Here is a 19,593-nt window from a genome sequence, read left to right as displayed (position 1 = left end):
CGTATGCCGGATTTCGTCACCCCGCCGCCGGTCGAACGCGGCGACCGGGTCGCGGTGCTCGCTCCCGCGTCGAACGCCCCCGAGTCCGCCCGCTTCGTCTACGAACTCGGTCTCGAACGGATGCGCGAGGCGTTCGACCTCGTGCCGGTCGAGTACCCGACGGCGACCGCCGACCCGGAGTGGCTGGCCGAGAACCCCGGGGCGCGCGCCGAAGACGTGATGGACGCCTTCCGCGACCCTGAGGTGTCGGCCGTCGTCGCCAACATCGGCGGCCACGACCAGATCACGGTGCTGCCGCACCTCGAGAGGGAGGTGCTCCGCGAGAACCCCACGCGGTTCTACGGGTGGTCGGACAACACGCACCTCTCGCTGTTCCTCTGGGGCCTCGGCATCGTCTCCTACTACGGCGGGTCGACGCTCACCGAGTACGCGATGGACGGAGGGCTGTTCGAGTACACCGAGGAGTACCTCGGCCGCGCGCTGTTCGCGGAGCGTCTCGGCGAGTGGACCGAGGCCGACCGATTCACCGACCAACCCGGCGACTGGGAGGACTCCGAATCGGTCGAGACGCCGCGGGAGACCGAACCGTCCGACGGCCGCCGGTGGCGCGGGGGCGAGCGGACGGCGTCGGGACGAATCTGGGGCGGGTGTTACGAGGTGCTCGTCGAGCAGTTCCTCGCGGACCGCTACCTCCCGGACGACGACGTTCTCGACGGGACCGTCCTCGCGATGGAGACGAGCGAACTGATACCCGACCCGGACGTCGTCCGTGCGAACCTCCGCGCCCTCGGCGAACGGGGCCTCCTCGAACGGTTCGACGGCGTCCTCGTCGGTCGGGCCGCCGCGCGTTCGCACGTCGAGGACCACCCGCCGGAGTGGCGGACGACGTACCGGCAGCGACAGCGGGAGGCCATCGAGAGCGTCTTCGAGACGTACAACCCGGAGGCGCCGCTCGTCTTCGACTGCGAGTTCGGCCACACCTACCCGACGTGTCCGATACCGGTCGGCGGCGAAGTTCGGCTCGACCCGTCGACGGAGACGATACGGTTCGGCTGAGCGGGGCCGCACTCGGGGCCGAAGGGACCCACGCCGCTTCGAACCGGGCGGGAACACCTACGTATCCCCCGCCCGAGACGCCGCCGTGGACACCGACCAGCAACTGCACGAGACGGACGCCCGCGGGTGGCGACGCGGCGTCTACGACGACATCAAGCGGACCTTCCGCGCCCCCATCGTCAACTGGATCTTCCGGACGGCGATGGCGAACGAACCGGAGTTCACGCGGTACGCGTGGGGGCAGGTCAAGCCGCTCTTCGAGACCCGCGCGTTCGCGCGGCTGACCGTCGAGTACCGCGACGCCGTCCTCGGGGAACTCGAATCGGAGACGCCGATTTCGACGTACCGGGCGGCCGAGGCGGGCGTCTCGCCCGCCGCCTACCGCGAACTCCGGGGGCAACTCGCCACCTACGACGTGGTGGCGCCGCGGTTGGCCGTGCTGTTCGAGACGATGGACCGGGCGCTGCACGACGAGTCGGTCGGCGCGGACCCGGCCGCCGGACGGGCGGCGACCGAACCGTTCCCCGAGTGGTTGGACCGCGACCGCGGGCACGCGCCGACGCTGCGAGACGTCGAGAACGTGCCGGAGGCGCTCTCGGAGACGGTCGAGTCGGTCCAGGCGTTCCACGGGTTCGACGAGGGCCAACTGCCGAGCATCTACCGGACGCTCGCGCAGTGGCCCGCGTTCTTCGAACCGATGTGGGCGGACCTCGAACCGCGACTGGAGAGCGACGCCTTCGAGCGCGCCTGCGGGCGGACCGACGACCTCGTCGGGTCGTTCGTCGACGCCGCGCCGTACCGCCCGCGACTCGGCCCCGACGACCTCGAACGCGCGGGGTTCGACGAGGGCACCGTGACCGGTGCGCAGGAGCTCTTCGGCCAGTTCGCGTCCGGTCCTGTCTCGACCGTCCTGCCGGCGCTCCCGGCGTACGCCGCGACGGTGGACGCGACGGGGGAGCGCGACCTGCGTTGACACGCGAGCGCCGGCCGGAGCGCGGAAGCGCCTCCGAGAGCGACTACCGACGCCGTCGGCTCCGGTTCGAACCGCCGTCGTCCCCGCCGCCCCGGAGCGCTGCCACCAGTGCAACGACGCCGAAGAGCAGCAACACGAGCGCCGCGACGGGTTGGCCGCCGCCGACCGAGAGGAACACCGCGTAGGCGACGGCGGCGCCGACGACGCCGACGGCCAGCGTCGTCGCGGTGTGGACGAGCGTCAGGCGCGTCGTGTCGGCGTCGCGGCCGAGTTGCTCGCCGACGCCGACGGCGTACTCGGCGGCGTCCCACGAGACGACCGTTCCGAGGGCGCCGAGGAGGAGGGGTTCGGGCGCCCCGCCCCGCGCGCCGGCGTAGAGGACGCCGAGGAACAGCGCCGCCGCGCCGACCGTCACGACGCGGCGGGAGGCGCGGAACAGGCCGACGGCGAGGACGAGGACGCCGACGCCGGCGGGGGCGAGCGCTCCGGCGGCCGCGACGCCGACGCCCGCGAACCCGAGCGCGGCGGCCGCGAGGGCGACGGAGACGCCCGCCACGGGCGGCCGCCGGGTTATCTCGGTCACCGCGACCACCGCCGGCCGGCGCGGGCGAGTTCTATCGCCAGCGGTCGCTCCCCCCAGTCGACGACGCGGAGGCCGGCCCGTCGGAGGCGGGCGAGGCGGTTACGCCGCTCGACCCGCGCGAGGCGGTGGCCGGGCGTGTCGCCCGTCGTCGGGTCGGGACTGACGACGGTGACGAGGTGGCCGTAGGCGTCCAGCCGCCGCGCGGCGGTGACCGCGAGGTCGTCCGCCAGCGGCGAGAAGAACAGCACCTGCGCGTCCGACGGCAGCCGACGGCGCAGGCGGCGCAGGGCGACGATGGGGTAGTAGGGCTCCTCCGGCGGCGTCGGCGCGAGCGCGGGGTTCGCCGCGAACAGTTCTCGCGCGCGCGCCCGATGGTCCGCGCCGGTGGCGGGCGCGAGCCAGCACTCCAGCGGCGACAGCGCCGCCACGCCCACGCGGTCGCCGCTGTCCAGAAGGGAGGAGAACGCCCGCGTCGCGGCGTCGACGCCGCGCTCGACGGCGTTCTGCCCGCCCGCCTCGCCGGCGACGTACGACTCCTTCCGGGCGTCGACGACGAGGACGACGGTGGCCGCGCGCTCCTCGCGGAACTCCAGCGTCGCCATCTCGCCCGTGCGGGCGCGGCGGTTCCAGTCGATGCGGTTGAGCGGGTCGCCGCGGCGGTACTCGCGGGTGGAGTAAAACTCCAGTCCGTCGCCGGCGACGTCCGTCGCCACCCGGCCGGTGTACTGCGTCGTCAGTCCCCGCAGCGGCAGGTCCGAGGTGGCCTCCAGCGACGGGGCACACCGGAGCGTCGTCTCCTCGGCCGAGTCGAACTTCTCGCTGTGCTCCCGTTCGGCGCTCGGACTGCGCACCACGGCCCGCAGCGGTTCCCAGACGTGTTCGCCGCGGACGGCCTCGACGGCGTAGGAGAACGTCGCGGACTTGCCCGGCCGGAGCGCCGTGCCGTGGCGCGCGGAGCCGTCGGTCACTTCGAGGGCCGGCGGGACGCCGTCTATCAGCCTGAGGTCGGTGAGCGCGGCGCCGGCGTTCGTGACCGTGACGGTGACGCGAACCTCCTCGTCGACGTCCGGCGTGGTCTCCGAGAGCTCGCGTTCGACGTCCAGATTCGGCGTCGGCGCGTCGGAGAGCCACGCGTAGGCGGTGTAGGCCACGCCGACGCCCGCGACGAGGAGCAGCGACGGCTGCTGGAGGACGACGCCCGCGGCGCCGGCGAGGAGGGCCGCCCCCTCGACGCCGGTCCAGCGGTTCGTGTCGATATCCCTCACGTTTGTCCCTCCGCGGCCGAGTCCGGGGCCGCCGTCGAGGGGTCGTCCCGTCCCGCGACCGAGCCGTCCCCGTCGTGTATCGCCTCGACGGCCGCGACGGTCCGCGCGACGCGCGCCGGCGCCGACGACTCGCGGCGGACGAGGAGGCCGATGCGCGTCGTCCACGGGAGCGGCACGTCCGCGCCGAGGTAGCGGGCCGCGACGGGGTCGTCCGTCCACGTCCCCGCATCGATGTGCCCCTCGGCGGCCTCGGACGAGCAGTTGTCGTGCAGGACGAGCGATTCGACGGCCGCCCCCCGGAGTCGCTTCCGGAGGTTCGACGCTCCCGACCGCCTCCACCCGCCGGCGCTCCCCACTCGCCGGTCCGCGTCGTCGCCGGGCGTCGGCACCCGGTAGCGGAGTTCGGGGTCGCCGGTGTCGGTCGCGCGGTAGTCGACGTTCCGGCGGCCGAGCGCGTAGCGGAGGCCCTGCACGCCGGCCACGACGCCGACGACGGTGACGAACGCGAACGTCGCGCTCAGACCGGGAACGACGAACCCCGCGAGGGCCGCGAGTCCGCCGAGGACGGCGACGACGCCGACGCCCGCGGCGAGCGACCCGGTGTTCACGAGTCGCCCTCCGCTTCCGCGTCGGCGTACGCCGACTCGATGCGTCTGAGCGCCGTGACGGCCCGTTCCTCCCGCGCTTCGGTCGCCGACTCGCCGCCGTACCGGACCTCCTCGAACAGGCGCGTGAGTTCGTCCACGTCCCCGCGCGCCATCCCGGCCTCGACGGCCGCCGAGGCGAACTCGCCGGGGGTGCTCGTCCGCGGATTCGGGATGTCGAGCAGGGCCGTCATCTCCGTCCACGCGCGGTACACCTCGTTGCCCACGTCGGCGTCCTCCTCGATGCGGTCCGCGGCGGCGCCGGCCGCCCGGCCGATTTCGCCCACGTCGACGTCCGGGTCCTCCTCCGCCGCGACCGTCTCGCGGCCGGCCGCCTCGTCGTCGCCGGTCGAGAGGACGAGGAGGGCGACGGCGCCGACGAGGGCGAGAGCGAGGAGGATGCCGAAGACGGCCGTCGGCGCGGAGACGGCCCCCTCGCCGGACCCGCCGAGTTGCCCGCCGCCCTCCGGGAGCGGGAACGACCCGTTCCCGGCGCTCATCCCGGCGCCGCCGAACTCCAGGGGACCACAGGTGGTCAACAGCATCCAGAACACGTACCCCGGCACGCCGAACGTGAGGCCCACCGCGGCGACGGGGAGCAGCGACCGGGTGTCGTAGTACACCAACGTCAAGAGGCCCGCGAACACGAGGAGCAACCCGGCCACCACCGGCGGAGACGACAGTACCGGCAGGCAGAACGGCCCGACGGGGGCGCCGCCGCCGCTTTGTGTCTCCGAGAGGCCGACGTCGCCCTGGTCCGACGGACCGAGGCCCGAACCGCCGGCCTCCCCGCCGAAGCCGCCGCTCCCGCCGGTGACGGCGGTGTCGATGGTGGCGGCCGCGACGCCGAGAGCGAGGACTGCGAGGAGGGCGAGACCGACGGTTCGGGCGGCGTCTCTATCCACGCCACGACATACCAAGACACGTAGTAAAGGCGTTTCGAGGTCGTCCGGTTCTCGCTCTCGTCGCTCGACGCCGGCCGAGTCGGCCGTCTCTCCGTTCGACCGTCGTCGGAAGGAGGGGACGGAGGGGAAAGCGAAACCCGCGGTTCGGCGTCCCGCAGTCGCCGCCGACGAGGCGCGCGGGGGCCACCGCACCTATCCGTCGCCGTCGAAAACGTTCCCCCAATGCCGACGAGCGCAATCGAACAACAACTCATCGACCTCCTGACCGTCTTCCTCATCGCCGGCGGCGTCGGCGCACTGCTGGCGAAGATCGGGCGCATTCCCTACACCATCGCGCTCCTCATCGCCGGGTTCGCCGCGTCCATCGTCGGCCTCGGAATAGACATCACCCTGACGCACGACATCATCCTGCTCGTCGTCCTCCCGCCGCTCCTGTTCGAGGGGGCGGCGACGACGGACATCGACGAGTTCCGGGCGAACTTCCCCGTGATGGCGGTGATGGCGACGGTAGGGTTGGCACTCTCCATCATCGTCGTCGGCGTCGTCTCGACGCGCTTGCTCGGCTATACGCTCCTGATGGGGCTGCTGTTCGGTACTATCATCCTCCCCACGGACCCCGTCTCCGTGCTCTCGCTGTTCAAGCAGGTGGGCGCCCCCGAACGGCTCTCGGTCCTCGTGGAGGGGGAGAGCCTCATGAACGACGGTATCGCCGTCGTCATCTTCTCGGCGCTGCTCGCCCTCGTCGAAGCGGGCGACAGCGCCGCGGACCTCGCGACGCTGGACGGCGTCACGGAACTCCTGAGCGGCATCGTCGTCTCCGCGGGCGGCGGCGCCGTCGTCGGCCTCGCGTGCGGGTACCTCGTCTACCGCGTGATGGCGAACCTCGACGAGCACATGACCGAAATCGTCCTCACGGTCGTGCTCGCCTACGGCGCGTTCCTCGTCGCCGAGCACTACCTCCACGTCAGCGGCGTCATCGCCACCGTCGCGGCCGGCCTCCTCATCGGCAACCGCGGCCGCGAGTACGCCATGTCGCCGCAGACCAAAACTGCCGTGTTCAACACCTGGGAGACGGCCGCCTACGTCGTCAACACGTTCATCTTCGTCCTCCTCGGCGTGAAGACGCCCATCCGACAGATACTCGCCGAAATCGACGTGCTGATTCCGGCCATCGTCCTCGTCCTCGTCGCGCGCGCTATCGCCGTCTACCCCCTCACCGAAATCGTCAACCGCCTGACCGACGCGAACGTCTCGCGGAAGTACCAGCACGTCCTCGTCTGGGGCGGCCTCCACGGCTCCATCCCCATCGCCCTCGTCCTCGGCCTCCCCGAGTCGGTCGGGCCGCGACAGCAACTGCGCGTGCTCGTCTTCGGTATCGCGGCGTTCAGCCTCGTCGTGCAGGGGCTGTCGATGAAGCGCTTCCTCCGCGCCGTCGGCATCCGCACCTCCGGGGAGGAACAGCAGCTCTACAGCCTGCTTCTCACCCGCGCGAAGGCCGTCGACGAGGCGCTCGACGAGGCCGAGCGACTCCACGAGCGCAACCTGATTCGGACCGACGTCTACGAGCGGTTCAAGCGCGAGTACGGCCGCGAGAAGAAGGAGCTCAACAACGTCATTCGGTCGCTGCTGGAGAGCGAGCCCTCGCTGCTGAAACAAGAACTCCTGCAGAGCGAGGCGCGCATCCTCCAAGCCGAGGAGAGCGCTATCACCGAGGCGGAACTGAGCGGCCAACTCTCGACGGACCTCGCCGAGGACCTCATCACCGAGGTGCGCGAGAAGGAGGCCCGCGTCGAACGCGGCGAGACCACGGTGACCAGCGACATCGAACACGAGGGCTACCGGGAGTTCTGGCGCGAACGCGCCGAGGAGTTCGGGCTGACCGTCGGCGACGAGGTGCTCGACGAGGAGGACAGAGAGGAGATAACCCACGAACCCCAGATGGACCTCCCGTCGATAGAGGGCGACGAGCGGGTGCCGAGAACCGCCGACGAACGGGACGACTCCGGCGCCGAGAGCGGCACCGGTGGGGAGTGAGTGGCGGCGTCCCGTCTCGGTTCCCGTCCGTTCCGAACGTCACCACGGCCCGCCGACGGGTCCGCCCTCGACGGCGAACCGTACTCTACCGTGTGACTGTCGGATCCCCGATTAGTTCAGTCGCGGGCTACAGAGGCCTTTTTGACGGGAACAATCAATAATTCGAACGAGTATGATGGGGTCGAGTGACACGCTCTCCGAATACCAACGGGAGATACTGAGACTGGCCGTCAGGGAGGGGTACTTCGAGACGCCGCGTCGAATCACGCTGGAGGAACTCAGCGACGTCGTCGGCGTCGCGGACGTTCGAACGTCCGAGGAGATTCGGCAGGCGCTCGATACCCATCTTCGAGAGACAGTCTGCCGACGGGACGACTCCTAATCAGAAGTTGTCACTTGTCGCTGGGTTTGACGACCTCGAACAGTTCGAGACTCCAGTCCGCGCCGTCGCCGTCGGTTCTGAAGGTGTAGCCTCCGGCGATGTCGATATCGTTCGCTTCGGCCGTCCGGACGAGGCTCTCTAACTGCTCGGTAAACTCCGCTTTCGTCAGTGACTGCTGTGTTCGTGTCATTTGGTTTCCTCGATGAGTCCACATTCGTCCCTACGGCTCTCACCGCCCCGCTTAAACCAGGAATGAGTTGCGGAATCCACGACAGTGGGCTCGACCTCACTTCGGGAATAGGGCGGAGGAATAAAAAGAGAATTGGTTGCTGTCAACTAGAAATTGCTTTGAGAACCGTACTTATGTGGAACAGTGTTGTTACTCGGACATTCCTGTTCGGATGTGCGGGCTGAGCGACCGTTTCGGCTCCGGTCCCGGACGCAGAGTCGGGGAGCAATCAGGCGAGCGCGTACGTCAGGTACGACGCCCCGAACAGCACGGCGTTGTACACGCCGTGGACCGCCACGGGGACGAGGAGGTTGCCGGTCCGTTCGTACGCCCACCCGAGGAGAGCGCCGACGAGGAAGATGACGCCGAGGGCGACGGCCGCGCCGGCGTTCAGGACGCCGAAGTTGAGGACGTGTAGGACGGCGAACAGCGCTCCCGCGCCGACGACGGCCGCGGCGGGACCGAACGCGCGGCGGAGTCGCCCCTGGACGGCGCCGCGGAACAGCAGTTCCTCGGCGGGCGCGACGACGAGTATCGAGAGCGCGGCGAACGCGAGCAGTACCCACGGCTCCGATGCGGCCACGTCGCCGACGACGCTCGTCGTCGGTTCGATGGGGAGGACGGCGCTCAGCGCCGTGAACCCGAACGCGACGAGGAGGACGGCGACGGTGGAGACGCCGACGACGCGCGCGTCCGAGCGGGTGAGCCGACGGACTGGCACGCCGGAGAGCCAGCGCCGCAGGTAGCCGACGGCGACGGCAGCGAAGCCGAGTTGGCCGGCGAGAGTGAGCAGAACGAGCGCCGCGGCCGAGGTGATTCCGACGCCCGCGAGGAACAGGGGCACCGCGACGGCGACGCTGAAGACGAGGTTGGCGAGGACGCCGAGGGCGAACAGGCCGACGGCGACGAGGACGGCGCGGGCCGCGCGCCCGTCGCGCGGAGCGTCCGTCTCGGGGGTGGGGTAGTGGGTACTCATGAGCTGCCTCCCGCGGAGTGAATCCGTAGGTATCGAAACGTACGTCGGCTCAGCTATTGAAACTGCGTCGACAGGGCGGACCCGCCCGTCCGGTCGGACGGCAACAACGTTGAATACGGGTCGTCGAGCGGTATATAGCTCTCCCGCTGGCGGCGAGAGCGGCGTCCTGTCGACGGTTTATCCGCTCGAGAGCCCGAAACGGAGGTATGGTCTCAGAAGGCGACGACGCACCCGAGTTCACGAACAAGGTCGCGAACGGAGAGGTCGAGGAGTTCTCGCTGTCCGAGGCCGTCGGCGACGGCCCCGTCCTGCTCGCGTTCTTCCCGGGCGCGTTCACGCCGCCGTGCTCCAACGAGATGTCGGCGCTGGAGGAGCACGCCGACGACTTCGAGGACGCCGGCGCGTCGGTGTACGGCCTGAGCGCCGACTCGCCGTTCTCGCTCAACGCGTTCCGCGAGGAGTACGACCTGTCGTTCCCCCTCGTCAGCGACATGAGCCGGGAGACGATTCGGTCGTACGACCTCGAAATCGACATCGAGGACCTCGGTCTGCACGGCGTCGCCAACCGCGCGGTGTACGTCCTCGACGACGACGGCACCGTCTCGTACGCGTGGGAGGCCGACTCCCCCGAGAACGAACCCGACTACGAGGAACTGCTGGACGCCGTCCAGTCAGCGTAACTCGGGTGAGAACGCGGACGCCGGTCGATCCGGAGCCTCGAATCACACCCTTTTCCGACGCGAAATCTCGGCAGTGGCGACGCATTCTCGGCCGACCGACCCGGCCTCCCGCGGGAGTTGGAGTCCCGACATACCAAAGATACTTGACGTGTTGGACGAATCCGGAACCGAATGTCCCCCACCACGTCCAGGCGACGGCTCCTCGCACTCGTCGGCGCGGTCGGCCTCTCGGCCGCGAGCGGGTGTGCGAACCGACTCTCCGAGGCGGCCGGCGACGACCCCGCGACGCTCACGTTCCACCTGTACGGCCGCACGTCGACGCTCCGCGAGAGGTACGTCGAGGACCTGAACGAGACGCGCGCGCCGTGGGACGAGGAGGCCCTCGCGGCGGCCGTGAACGGGACGGACTACACGACGCAGTACCGGGAGCCGTTCCCGACGAGCGGTCCCGCGTGGGCGGAGAGAGACGGGACGTACTACCGCCTCGACGAGGTGGTCGTCGGCGAGGAGGAGGTGACCCGTCCCGTCCTGCGACTGTACGAGGCGGGGCGGGTCGACGACGCCGACGAGTCGACGTACGTCGAGAGAGACGACCTGCCGGAGGTCGACCGGCGGGCGGTCCAAATCGCGTACATGGCGGCGCGCGCACGCGGCAACGCCGGGGGCGTCCCGTGGGGACTCGTCCGACGCGGCGGCTACGTGTATCGGGCCGGCAGTGCTGCGGGTCAGAGCGAACTCCTCGGCGACGACGGCCCCGCGCACGTCGCCCACCGGGACCGGGTCTGGCGGGTCGAAGTCGCCCGCGAGACGTTCTACGAACCGGTCTACCGCCCGGACGCCGACCCCGTCGCCGACTCCGAGAAAGGGATAGAAGAGGCCATCCGCGGACGCCTCGTCGGGGCGCGAATCGACCCCGAGGCGCTCTCGGCGGCCGAACGGGAGGTGTTCCGACGGGCGCAGGGGGAGGGGTACACCGCCGAGCATCCGTTCCCTGATGCGTTCGTCTCCGCGCTGAAGCGGATGAACGAACGGGCGTACGTCGACGGAAACGTAACGAAAGACGCCGGCGCGAACGACTACCCGCCGAGGGACCTGCTCCGGTACGGGGACGCATACTACGAGTATCGGCTCGATTTGACGGAGGCGGGCGAGGAGTAACCGGCGTCGTCGGCCCGTCGCCGGCGCGCGCCGGGCCGAAAGACCGACAGGCCGCCGCCCACCATCGTCATCCGATGTCAGACGACAGTCCCTCGGAGACGCGAGAGGCCCCGATAGACGACGCGGTGGTACACCGCGCCGCCGACGAGACGGGCGTCGACCCCGACGACCTGGCGGACGCGCTGGTCGAGTTCAACGCGGCCCTCCTCGGTCAGCACTCGAAGTTCGAGCGAGAGGGCGACCACGTCACCGTCGACGACGTGCGGGCCTACCGCATCCCCATGTCGTCGTGGAACGACGTGATCGCGGACTTCTCGTTCGAGGAGGATATCCGAGAGGCCGTCCACCGCGCCCACGCCGAACAGGCGCGACTGGCGTTCGCCTCGACGGCCGACGCCGACGAAGGGTTCGCCGGCGACGAGGCCGGCGTCGTCGTCGGCGTCGACACCGCAGAGCAGTTCTGAGCCGGCCGTCGGCGGGCGCTCGCGGCGGGCGAAAGAACGGAGAGCGCGGAGAGAACGGAGAGGAAAGTCGAACGTCCGCGGTGCGGTCGGAGAGGCGGGTCGAAGGAAACGTCGGCCCCGTCAGTCGTCGGAGGTCACCGTCGACTCCTGTTGGCTGACGAACCCCGCCTCGTTGGCCACGCTGGCTATTTTCGGCTGGAACACCCACGCCGTCAGGAGCACGATGGGAACCATCGACACCGCGACGACGGAGTAGCCGGTGTGGAGGTTCGGCAGGTACGGCGCGGAGTAGACGAGCGGGTAGACGATGCCGCCGACGGTGCCGATGCCGCCGACGACGCCCGCGACGGCGCCGGAACTGTTGGGGAACATCGCCGGCACCTGCGCGAAGATGGAGCCCTCGGCCAGCGCGCAGGCCGTGCCGACGAGGAAGCCGGCGCCGACGGCGAGGAGAACCTGCCCGGAGAGACCCGCGGCGGTCATCCCGAACATCGACAGGACGACGAAACACAGGGTCACGAACGTCCACTGCTCGCGGTAGCGCCCCTGGAAGACGGGCAGGATGTCCTTTTGCTTGCGCGCCAGCACGTCGCTGACGTAGCCGCCGATGGGGCGGAGCAGTCCGGCGGCGACGGAGAACGTCGCCGCGAACGTGCTCGCGAGGACGAGGTTGTCCGTGTTGAACCCCTCGCGGTAGTAGGTGGCGAGCCAGCCGTTCATCGACAGTTCGAGGCCGAACGTCATCACGTACGCCAGCGCGAGCACGACGGTACCGTACCGCGTGGCCGTGAAGAACCAGCCCTTGAAGCTCGCGCTGTCCTTCGTCGCCTGCCGCTTGGCGTCGCTCTTGGCCGCCTCGCCGAAGACGTAGTAGACGACGGCGAGGACGATGGAGACGACGCCGGTGTAGAAGAACGCGGCGCGCCAGTTCGTCGAGAACAGCGGCCCGTTCCATCCCGACCCGAACACGCGCGGGAGGATGAGCGCGCCGCCCGCGGCGCCGGCGTTGCCGATGCCGGCGTAGATTCCCTCGGCGGTGCCGAGTTGCTCCTCCTCGAACCACTCGGAGACGTGCTGGATGCCGATGACGAACGTGATGCCCGCCGTGGCGACGATGAGGCGTTCGACGAAGAACACCGCGTACGATTGGGCGAACGCCGAGGCCATCGAGAAGACGCCGACGTAGCCCAACACGATGGCGAACACCGTCGGCGCGCCAAACTTATCGGAGAGCCACCCGGTCAGGATGCGGCCGAACGGCGCGAGCCAGATGGCCGCGCTGGCGAGGATGCCGATCTCCGCGAGCGACAGGCCGAACTCGTCGGCCATCGGGCCGGTGAACGGCGCGAAGGAGAACCAGATGAGAAACGAGAAGTTGAACCCGACGGTCGCGAGCAGCAGCGTCCGGTACTTCGTCATCTTGATCGGACTGTTCATTCCCGACACCCCCCGTGCCGCCCGTCGGTGCCCGTCCGTCCAGTCGAGGCCGACCGAACCGAACGCGAATCGGTCGAGACGTACCAGTTCGTCCACCGACCGGCCGGGTCCGGGTGCTGTCCCTTCACGACTTTCGTTCCAAACCTTCTGTTCTTACACTTCATCACAGTTCTGTGCCATACATGGATGCTTGATAAGGTATTCGATTGACAAATGCGCAATTTGAGGCGCGAAGAGCCGAATCTCTCAATCGACTCCTCCGAACGGATTATTATTCTCTTGATAATCTATGAAATGAACTGTCGGCAAATCTGCGCTCGGCTGGGTTTAGAATCCACACCGGCAGATTAATTTGATTAACGAACGTGATGAAATGGGCGTCGAGACGGCCGCTCCGCTCGGGGGGTCGAGCCACGAAATGCCCACGTCCGTGGGGCGAATCGAGGAACGGTCGGCGCCGTCCGTCCGAGGCGACGGCGCGGCGTCGCCTACGTCGACAGGGGCGGGGCGTCCCGTTCGCGTTTCCGGCGAACGTTCTCCGGGGGATGGAGCGTGACGGCGCACTGCTTCAGGTTCGGTTCGGCCGACTCGGGGTCGACCGCCGACAGCGTCAGTTCGTTGGCGGCCGCGTTGTGGATGGGAAGCCAGACGACGCCCGGTGGGACGTCGTCGCTCGGCGCCACCTCGACGGCGACGCTGGCGCGGCGCGACTCGATGACCGTCTCGCCGCGGTCGAGCGACAGCAGGCAGTCCGCGATGGTCCGCGGGTGCATCCGCGCGGTGGGCGTGTCCGTCTCCCCCGTATCGCGCGTCCGGACGCCGGTGTTGTAGGTGTCCGACTCCCGACCGGTCGTGAGGGTGAGCGGGTACTCCTCGTCGATGGGTTCGGGGACGGCGCTGTGCACCGCGGTGGAGAACCGGGCGCGGCCTGAGTCGGTGGGGAACGACCACGCCCCGTCGTCGTAGTAGCGGTAGCCGCCTTCCGTGTCCTCGTCGGGTGCGGGCCACCGGACGGCGAGGTCGCGTTCCAGACGGTCGTACGTGATGCCCGAGATGTCGGCCGTCGTGCCGGCGGTCAGTTCCCGGAGTTCGTCGAACACCGACTCGGGGTCCACCGGCGGGCCCTCGAACGCGCCGTCGTGGATGCGGTTGCCGACGGCCGCGACGATGTCGAGGTCCTGTCGGGCCGACCCCGGCGGGGCGTTCACCGCGGTCACCGGCGAGACGCGCCGTTCCATGTTCATCACGGTCCCCGTCGACTCCCCCCACGTCGCCGCCGGCAGGACCACGTCGGCGCACTCCAGGGTGTCCGAGCGGAACGCGTCCTGCACGACGAGGAAGGCGTCGTCGAGCGCCTTCTTCACGTACCCGGCGTCGGGCATGCCGGCCACGGGGTTCGTCGCCACGGTCCAGCAGACGTCGATATCGCCGCGCGCGAGGCCGTCGACGATGCTGACGAATCCTGGCCCCGACGAGTCCGGCAAGCGGGTCAGCGGCACGTCCCAGACCTTCGCCATGCGCTCGCGGTTGCTCGCGTCGGTGAACTCGCGGTGTCCGGGCCAGGTCCCCTTCGAGGCGCAGACGCGGTTGCCCATCGAGTTCGCCTGCCCGGTGAGAGAGAACGGACCGGACCCGGGACCGAGGTTCCCCGTCGCCAAGCAGAGGTCGATGAGCGCCCGCGCCGTCGCGGTGCCCTGGATGCTCTGGTTGACGCCCATCCCCCAGTAGAGTATCGTGGCGGCGTCGAGGGCCTCTGCGACCGCGGCGACCCGGTCGAGGGGGACGCCCGCGGTGGCCGCCGCCGTCTCGGCGTCCGGGAGCGACTCGGCCGTGCGCTCGAATCCCTCCGTGTGGGCGTCCACGAACGCCTCGTCTACCCCGCCGGACTCGACGGCGTGCGCGAGGACGGCGCGCGCCAGGGCGAGGTCGGTGCCGGGGTCGGGTTGGACGTGCACGTCGGCGTCCGCGGCGGTCTTCGTCGCCACCGGGTCGACGACTATCAACCGACCGCCGTCGGCGCGGGCGCTCTCGGCAATCCAACGGTAGAGGACCGGGTGGGCGACGGCCGGGTTCGCCCCCCAGATAACGTGCGACTCCGCCTCGGGGATGTCGTCGTAGGTCGGCGGGGGCGCGTCGCTCCCGAACGCCTGATAGTACGCCGTGACGGCCGACGCCATGCACAGCGTCGTGTTCGCGTCGTAGTGGGGCGTCCCGAAGACGCCCCGGGCGACCTTCCCCAAGGCGTACGCCGCCTCGTTGGTCTGCTGGCCGCTTCCCAGCACGGCGACGTTGCTCGGACGCTTGCGAATCGCCTCAATGAGGCGGGTGGCGACGACGCCGAGGGCGGTGTCCCAGTCCGTCGGATGCAGGCTGTCCCCCCGTCGTATCAGCGGCGTGGTCAGTCGCTCCCCTCTGGGATCGACCGTCTCGCGGACGCCGCGGCGGCACTTGCGGCCGCCGCTCGTCGGGTGTTCGGTGTGACCGGACACGGCGGCGACGCCCCGGCCGGGGGCCGCACCTTCTTGGAGGTAGCCGCACCCGACCGCACACCGCATACAGGTCGTCGGTTTCGGATCAGTCATAGTCGGTTGGCGAGGATTCCGTCGACGAGTGTCACGATTTTACCGAATAAAACGGTCGTCCACCGTCACACTCGCTGGTTGTGCATCCGTCGCGACGCGCGCCCAATAACCGTTGCTGTGTAGACAATAGAACGGCCTGAAGGTGATTATATTGTATTGAGAAACTAAATTGATACTCGCGCGGCGGCGTTCCGCGCCGCGCGTCTCCGAAACGGATTCGGTGCTTGACCGCTCCTCCGACCGATCGGTTTCGTATCGGCAGTTCTCGAACGAGCCGAACACCGAAATAAAAATTCAGCCTCAGAAGTCAGAAATATACCCTATCCCTCGGCCCGCGTTTCGAGTCCGTCGAGTTCGTCCCCCTGATTGGTGTATTTGTTAAACGGACAGCATTTTATGCCTCTATGTTGGTGTCTACTCGTGTTAATGAAGCAAACGCCCATCTTCTGTACGATAGCATTCCGAACAACCAGCTCGGAGGTGGCCGGCGATGGCGAATAAGAAAGAAGAGTGGAAGGCGGGGATGTACGGCGACGAGGTCCGCGAGAAGATACTCGAGTTCGCCGAGGAGGGGTGGGAGTCGATACCCGAGGACGAACGGGAGATGTGGTTCTCCCGGTTCAAGTTCTGGGGCGTGTTCCACCACCGCTCCGGTCAGGAGAGCTACTTCATGATGCGGCTGGCGAACACGAACGGCGTGCTCGAACCCGACCAGTTGCGCGCCATCGGCGAGGTGGCGCGGGACTACGCCGCCGGCCCGGTCGAGAACCCGGAGTTCGGGAACGCGTGGATCGACCTCACCACCCGTCAGTCCGTGCAACTCCACTGGCTCAAACTGGAGGACATCCCCGAGATATGGGAGAAACTGGAGTCGGTCGGGGTCAGTTCGCGGTCGGCCGGCGGCGACACGATGCGCAACATCTCGGGCTGTCCGGTCGCCGGCCGCGACGACCGGGAGTTCGTCGACGCCCAACCCGTCCTCGACGAGATTTCGGAGAAACTGCGCGACGACGACGACCTCGCCAACATGCCCCGGAAGTTCAACATCAGCGTCACGGGCTGTCGGGAGGGCTGCGCGCAGGACTCAATCAACGGCATCGGGCTCGAACCCGCGGAGAGGACTGTCGACGGCGAACCGGTCCGCGGGTTCAACGTCCGCGTCGGCGGCGGTCTGGGCGGACGCCAACCGCGTCGCGCACGGAGCCTCGACGTCTTCGTCGAACCGGACGACGCGTACGACGTCGTGCGGGGGTTCGTCGAACTCTACTTCGACCACGGCAACCGAGAGAACCGCCAGAAGAACCGGAGCCGCTTCTTCGTCGACGACTGGGGGACCGAGAAGATACGCGACCTGCTCCAGGCGGAGTACGTCGACTTCGAACTCGAAGGGGCGGGGACGAACCTCCGCGAGGAGTACACCTACAACGCCGGTCGACCCGACGAGGCGGGCAAGCACGACCACGTCGGCGTCCACGAGCAGACGGACGGCGACTACTACGTCGGCCTCTCGGTGCCGGTGGGTCGCCTGACCGCCGCCGAGACCGTCGAACTGGCGGACCTCGCGGACCGACACGGCTCCGGCGCCGTTCGGCTCACCCGCCGGCAGAATCCGCTCATTATGGACGTGCCCGAGTCCGAACTGGACGCGCTGTTGGCCTCGGACCTGCTGGAGACGCACAGCCCCGAACCGAGCGTCTTCACCCGCGGCGCGATGGCCTGCACGGGCACGGAGTTCTGCTCGCTCGCGCTGACGGAGACGAAGGCGCGGATGGCGGTGATGCTGCGCTGGCTTCGCGCGAACGTCGACCTCCCCGACGACGTCTCGCAGATCAAGATGCACTACTCCGGCTGTACGGCCGACTGCGGGCAGGCGCTGACCGCCGACATCGGCTTTCAGGGCATGCGCGCGCGGAAGAACGGCGAGATGGTCGAAGCGCTCGACGTCGGCGTCGGCGGCGGCATCGGTCCGGAGCCGACGTTCGTCGAGTGGGTGCGCCAGCGCGTCCCCGCCGACGAGGTGCCCGGCCTGCTCCGGAACCTCCTCGAAGCGTTCGCCGCCCACCGCGAGGACGGCCAGACGTTCAGACAGTGGGTCGAGGCCACCGGACAGGAGGCGCTCGTCGAGTTCGCCGAACCCGAGGAGACCGACTACGTCGACCCCTGTCTCACCGACGGCAAGCAGTCGTGGTACCCCTTCGACGACGGCGAGAGCCCCGCGCCGACCGACGCGAGCGGCGACCCCATCTCGGCGGACGACTGAGCGTCGCTCCCGTCTCGGGACGCCGTCCGTCCCACATCACATAAGAACTCGTGATATATCAGGGGGAGAGTTATTACTGCCGAGTCGAACAGGGGTGTAAGAATGAGTCGGGGGGAGACGAGGGGTCGGAGAGGCGTCGGACCGAACGGCGAAGTCGAGAGCGGACCGGACGGAGCCGAAACCGAATGAGCGTCGCGCTCTGGCCCATCGCGGGCGCCGGCATCGCGGCCGTCGGGTCGGCTGCGCTCGGGTGGAAACTCCTCACCTACCGCGGCAGTCCCGGCGCGAAGTGGTTCGCCGCGACGCTGGGGAGTCAGGCGCTGTTCTGCGCCGCCGTCGGCGTCTCCTATCTCGTCTTCGACCCGGCGCTCCGACGGCCGTTGGAGACGGTCACGTGGACGGCACTGGCGCTACAGGTAATCGTCTTCCTCGCGTTCGCGCTCTCGTACAGCGGGCGCGGCCACCTCGTCCGCACCCCGTGGTTCCGGGCGCTGTTCGCCTTCCCGTTCGTCGTCTGCGTGATGTTGGCGACCAACGAGGGACACGGGCTGTTCCTGACCGATTTCCGCGTCGAGTCGGTGTTGGGGCTGTCGACCGCGACCTACACCGCGTCTCCGGGCGGCGTCGCGTCGGTGGTGTTCGGGCTGTTCCTCGTCGGCGTCGCCGCCGTCGTGCTCCTCGACACGGCGGCGAGTTACTCGCTGTACCGTGCGGAGTCGCTCGCCATCGCCCTCAGCACCATCCCGCCCGGACTGGCGCAGGCGATGTGGCTCGCGGAGGTGGGACCGTACCCGTACCTGAACCTGATGCCGCTGGCGTTCATCCCGCACGTGCTGGCCGACGGCTACGCCGTCTTCGCCACGGACATCTTCGAGTACAACCCCACAACGCGGCGCGTCGTCGACGAGACGGCCATCGACTACCTCGAATCGCCCGTGGTCGTCGTCGACCCGAAGGGACGCGTCGTCGACCTCAACCCCGCCGCCGCCGACGCGTTCGGGACCTCGAAGCGGGCGGCGCTGAAGGCGGACCTCGACGGCGTGGTGGGGTCCGCCGTCGACCTCGCCGCGGCCGACGAAACCGTCACGGTGCGCGTCGACGGCGTCCCCCGACACTTCGCCGTCAGCCCCTCCGAACACGTCGACCCCGGCGGGACGCCCGTCGGGTACAGCGTCCTCTTTCAGGACGTCACCGTCCAGCGCCGCCGCGAGCAGCGACTCGACGTGTTCAACCGCGTGCTCAGACACAACATCCGAAACGACCTCAACGTGGTCTTGGGGAACCTCGAACTCGCCCGCGAGGAGACCGACCTGCCGACCGACGGCGGCCGCGACCGACGGCTCGCGGCCGCCTCGCGCTCCGCCGAGAAGCTCCTCGGACTCGCGGAGGACGCGCGCGCCGTCGACCGCGTGGTGGACCGCACCGACGTCGAACGCGCGCCGGTCAGCCTCCACGACGTGGTCGCGGACGCCGTCGCGGCCGTCGACGCGGCGGGTTCCGTCACCGTCGAGGAGGACGCCGACGCCGTCGTCGAGACGGACGCCCGCCTGCTGACGACGACCGTCGCCCGCCTGCTGAGCGCCGTCGAGGAGTACGTCGGCGGCGACGTGACGGTCCGACTGGTCGACGGGGTCGAAGCGGCGCCCGAGGGCGGGGCGGACGCGGACTTCCGCCGCCTCGAAGTCCGGGCTGGCGGCCCGCTCCCGGCGCACGAAGTCGAAGCGGTCGAGGCGGACACCGAGACGGCGCTGACCCACGCCAGCAGTCTCGACCTCTGGGTGGTTCGCTGGGGCGCCGAACTGCTCGGCTGCGAACTCGACTTCGCGGGCGGCGCGACGGCGACGCTCGGAGTGCCGGCCGGCGCGGACCGGTGAGTCGGGGCGGGCGCCGTCCGGCGCTCGGGACCGCGCGTTGACGGCGAGTGTAGTTAAAAGTCCCTTTCATACGGAAAGGTGTCCGTTAGGT

At 69.3% G+C, this 19,593-nt stretch carries 17 protein-coding genes; 9 read left to right on the top strand and 8 right to left on the bottom strand.

Going from position 1 to position 19,593, the window contains the following annotated elements:
* Positions 1-3 precede the first annotated feature (3 nt).
* On the top strand, positions 4-1,056 hold the full coding sequence (locus tag NDI79_RS06000) for a S66 family peptidase (protein ID WP_310927531.1): 1,053 nt from the start codon (positions 4-6) through the stop codon (positions 1,054-1,056).
* A gap of 85 nt (positions 1,057-1,141) precedes the next feature.
* Entirely contained in the window at positions 1,142-2,029 is an 888-nt protein-coding gene (locus tag NDI79_RS05995) for a halocarboxylic acid dehydrogenase DehI family protein (RefSeq protein ID WP_310927530.1), read from the top strand.
* A 43-nt stretch (positions 2,030-2,072) separates the two neighbouring features.
* On the opposite strand, the gene NDI79_RS05990 is transcribed toward NDI79_RS05995, so the two are convergent.
* The 4 genes from NDI79_RS05990 to NDI79_RS05975 are packed head-to-tail and all read right to left on the bottom strand — an operon-like array spanning position 2,073 to position 5,426.
* Entirely contained in the window at positions 2,073-2,612 is a 540-nt protein-coding gene (locus tag NDI79_RS05990; RefSeq protein ID WP_425499573.1) for a DUF7519 family protein, read from the bottom strand.
* Complete coding sequence (locus tag NDI79_RS05985; protein WP_310927527.1) at positions 2,609-3,877, bottom strand: DUF58 domain-containing protein; 1,269 nt, start codon at positions 3,875-3,877, stop codon at positions 2,609-2,611. Before NDI79_RS05985 ends, NDI79_RS05990 begins: the two co-directional genes overlap by 4 nt.
* Positions 3,874-4,485: a DUF7269 family protein gene (locus tag NDI79_RS05980; RefSeq protein ID WP_310927526.1), complete on the bottom strand. Its 612-nt coding sequence runs from the start codon at positions 4,483-4,485 to the stop codon at positions 3,874-3,876. The genes NDI79_RS05985 and NDI79_RS05980 overlap by 4 nt, the downstream gene beginning before the upstream one ends.
* Complete coding sequence (locus tag NDI79_RS05975) at positions 4,482-5,426, bottom strand: DUF4129 domain-containing protein (RefSeq protein ID WP_310927525.1); 945 nt, start codon at positions 5,424-5,426, stop codon at positions 4,482-4,484. Before NDI79_RS05975 ends, NDI79_RS05980 begins: the two co-directional genes overlap by 4 nt.
* Positions 5,427-5,648: 222 nt before the next feature.
* Between NDI79_RS05975 and NDI79_RS05970 the strand changes: the two genes are divergently transcribed.
* Both NDI79_RS05970 and NDI79_RS05965 read left to right on the top strand, forming a co-directional pair.
* Positions 5,649-7,460, top strand: a complete 1,812-nt coding sequence (locus NDI79_RS05970) for a Na+/H+ antiporter (protein WP_310927524.1) — start codon at positions 5,649-5,651, stop codon at positions 7,458-7,460.
* 172 nt (positions 7,461-7,632) lie between these two features.
* Positions 7,633-7,842 (top strand): helix-turn-helix domain-containing protein, encoded by a 210-nt coding sequence (locus NDI79_RS05965; RefSeq protein WP_310927522.1) that lies wholly within the window; start codon positions 7,633-7,635, stop codon positions 7,840-7,842.
* Positions 7,843-7,852: 10 nt separating this feature from the next.
* Here NDI79_RS05965 and NDI79_RS05960 read toward each other — a convergent pair whose 3' ends face one another.
* Positions 7,853-8,032 (bottom strand): hypothetical protein, encoded by a 180-nt coding sequence (locus tag NDI79_RS05960; protein ID WP_310927520.1) that lies wholly within the window; start codon positions 8,030-8,032, stop codon positions 7,853-7,855.
* Positions 8,033-8,300: 268 nt separating this feature from the next.
* Complete coding sequence (locus NDI79_RS05955) at positions 8,301-9,047, bottom strand: CPBP family intramembrane glutamic endopeptidase (protein WP_310927519.1); 747 nt, start codon at positions 9,045-9,047, stop codon at positions 8,301-8,303.
* A gap of 206 nt (positions 9,048-9,253) precedes the next feature.
* Here NDI79_RS05955 and NDI79_RS05950 point away from each other — a divergent pair, with 206 nt between their 5' ends.
* From NDI79_RS05950 to NDI79_RS05940, 3 genes are all read left to right on the top strand, one after another.
* Positions 9,254-9,727: a redoxin domain-containing protein gene (locus NDI79_RS05950; protein ID WP_310927518.1), complete on the top strand. Its 474-nt coding sequence runs from the start codon at positions 9,254-9,256 to the stop codon at positions 9,725-9,727.
* Positions 9,728-9,898: 171 nt separating this feature from the next.
* A complete protein-coding gene (locus NDI79_RS05945; RefSeq protein WP_310927516.1) occupies positions 9,899-10,885 on the top strand; it encodes a hypothetical protein in 987 nt (328 codons plus the stop codon).
* Positions 10,886-10,959: 74 nt separating this feature from the next.
* Positions 10,960-11,349: a DUF8048 family protein gene (locus tag NDI79_RS05940; RefSeq protein ID WP_310927515.1), complete on the top strand. Its 390-nt coding sequence runs from the start codon at positions 10,960-10,962 to the stop codon at positions 11,347-11,349.
* Between the two features lie 120 nt (positions 11,350-11,469).
* On the opposite strand, the gene NDI79_RS05935 is transcribed toward NDI79_RS05940, so the two are convergent.
* Both NDI79_RS05935 and nasA read right to left on the bottom strand, forming a co-directional pair.
* On the bottom strand, positions 11,470-12,768 hold the full coding sequence (locus NDI79_RS05935) for an MFS transporter (protein ID WP_310927641.1): 1,299 nt from the start codon (positions 12,766-12,768) through the stop codon (positions 11,470-11,472).
* Positions 12,769-13,274: 506 nt separating this feature from the next.
* Positions 13,275-15,368 (bottom strand): assimilatory nitrate reductase NasA, encoded by a 2,094-nt coding sequence (gene nasA / locus NDI79_RS05930; RefSeq protein ID WP_310927514.1) that lies wholly within the window; start codon positions 15,366-15,368, stop codon positions 13,275-13,277.
* A 490-nt stretch (positions 15,369-15,858) separates the two neighbouring features.
* On the opposite strand from nasA, the gene NDI79_RS05925 reads away from it, so the two are divergent.
* Positions 15,859-17,628, top strand: coding sequence for a nitrite/sulfite reductase (locus NDI79_RS05925; protein ID WP_310927513.1), 1,770 nt, complete (start codon positions 15,859-15,861; stop codon positions 17,626-17,628).
* Between the two features lie 185 nt (positions 17,629-17,813).
* A complete protein-coding gene (locus NDI79_RS05920) occupies positions 17,814-19,502 on the top strand; it encodes a histidine kinase N-terminal 7TM domain-containing protein (protein ID WP_310927512.1) in 1,689 nt (562 codons plus the stop codon).
* The last annotated feature ends 91 nt before the right edge of the window (positions 19,503-19,593 follow it).

The sequence above is a fragment of the Halogeometricum sp. S3BR5-2 genome (assembly GCF_031624635.1).
Lineage (GTDB): Archaea > Halobacteriota > Halobacteria > Halobacteriales > Haloferacaceae > Halogeometricum > Halogeometricum luteum.
Note: the sequence above shows the minus strand (reverse complement) of the source record. Positions and strands in the feature narration are given on the sequence as shown.